General features: G+C 66.2%; 2 protein-coding genes. One reads left to right on the forward strand and one right to left on the reverse strand.

All coding sequences use genetic code 11. The features are described 5' to 3' along the window. Positions 1-190 (reverse strand): hypothetical protein (locus AC1DY5_RS53680; RefSeq protein ID WP_478122363.1); only part of this gene is annotated, 190 nt, incomplete at its 3' end. 1,439 nt (positions 191-1,629) lie between these two features. On the opposite strand from AC1DY5_RS53680, the gene AC1DY5_RS53685 reads away from it, so the two are divergent. Further along, a partial coding sequence (locus AC1DY5_RS53685) for a hypothetical protein (protein WP_478122364.1) occupies positions 1,630-1,908 on the forward strand: 279 nt, incomplete at its 3' end.

Below are 1,908 nucleotides of genomic sequence, written 5' to 3' on the forward strand. Positions count from 1 at the left end.
TCGCGGGGCCATGCTGCGACAGGCCATAGATGTTTGTGTGCAGTTGCTCGGCACGATCACGAATCATCAGCAGCGCGCGCTTATAGCGGCTCAGGTCGCGCAAGTCGTCCACACGCGATGCGGACAGTTCGCGGACAAGGCCCAAGCGCTCGGCCATCAGGCGAAGGTGCATCGGATGCACGTCGACCACTTAGCTGTCGCCCAGCGACTCATTCTCAAGTCGCAGGTTGCCGTTCGGCAGTAGCTCAATGTTCRGGTGCGCGAGGCGGGCTCCGAGGCACTGCATTAACTCTCTGTTACCAAAAGGGGGCAAATTCATGAGTCCCCGGCTTGCAAGAACGGCCCCTCCTTTTGTGAGAAAGGCGTTCAATGTGAGTTCATCACAACGGGGGAGAGTGATGTCAAGGGCACCTGCGGCGCCAACAGCCAATTCAGTGATTCGGCACTCAAGTCCATCGCCGTTCCGTACGCGGCGTGCTGCAGCGCGAACGCGAAGACGGCGGTGTTTCGGCGCTATGACTGTTGCCAGACCCCACGAGACGCCGGTCTTGTTGGCGGCTCGTCTCATCTTGGCGTCGTGACGACGCACGAAGTTCCGCAGGAGCCCGGAAATGACGAAGTACTGCGACTCGTGCCACACACCCAACAAGGACCGCGCCAGATACTGCCATGGGTGCGCGGGCAAGTTCTCAGGTCTACGTTTCGACGCTGGGGCCTTCGTTTCCACGTTGCCGGATGCGCGCGCGGTCGGGGCCATGCCCCCGCCCAGACAGGCGGGCCACGCGCTTGCACGCGCACCGCTTCAGAAGGCCAAGCCGAAGCGTGCCGCATGGCTCGCGCTGCCTCCAGGAATCGACATTTCGCTGCTGTTGCTGTTGTTCGTCCTCTTGTTCTTGTCTGCGAGCTTCGTGTTTTGGTATTCGACCCGCACGGTCCGTGAGGCGCCGGTCCCGAGTTCGCAGCAGTTCCTGTTTCAGACGGCGCCCGAGGCTCGGGACGCGGTCGCGAACTCGGGGCTGCCAAACCCGAACTCGCCGCCCGTGTCGCTGCAGGCCTCGCCTGCATCCGCGCCCCAGGAGGCGCCGCAGAGCCCTGTCTCTGCGACGACGATCGAAGACGCGTCACTGCCGGGTCCAGAACAGCAAGCCGACGCTCGCGCGGACCTACCGGTGAAGTCTGCGACGCAAGAGGCGACCGGGGTCGAAGCGTCGGCCAAGCCGGAACGCGCTGTACCCAAGCAGTTGTCAAGCACTCGGCGTCGCGACCAGGTCGTCGCGTCGACTCCGAAGAGACGCGAGCCGAGGCGAGAGGCGGCGACCACGATCGAGATCGTTCCCCGAGCGCCTCTCCCAACAGCGGCCGTTGAGGATGCGCCGGTGCGAACGAGGGCGCCTGAGACCTCGCAGGTGCTTCGCTCGGGGATAGAGTCCAGAGCCGTAGGCAATCTGCMCTGTGATCGTTACAACCCCTTCGGCGAGGCTGTTTGCTTGAGCACGACGCAGTCGCCGGGCCAGTTGACGCAGCAATCAGCGGCCACCGGTTCATCGCTCGCCAGCACCCGCGGGACGGGCTCCATTGCGCTGCGTGCCGCGGCCGTGGCGAGCGGTGGTGGGACTGGAAGCTTGGCCGATGGTGGCGGAGCAGGCGGCGGCTCGGGCGGTGGGGGCGCAGGTGCTGGTGCCGGAGGTGGTGGGGCCGGGGGCGGCGCTGGTGGTGGCGGCGGACCAGGTGCAGGGGCCGGTGCTGGAGCCGGTGGCGGAGCGGGAGCGGGTGGCGGAGCTGGAGCGGGTGCCGGTGCCGGTGCCGGAGCTGGAGCTGGAGCTGGAGCTGGAGCTGGAGCTGGAGCTGGAGCTGGAGCTGGAGCTGGAGCTGGAGCTGGAGCTGGAGCTGGCGCGGGTGGGGGAGCCG

This window comes from Variovorax sp. P4_D9, assembly GCF_056401695.1.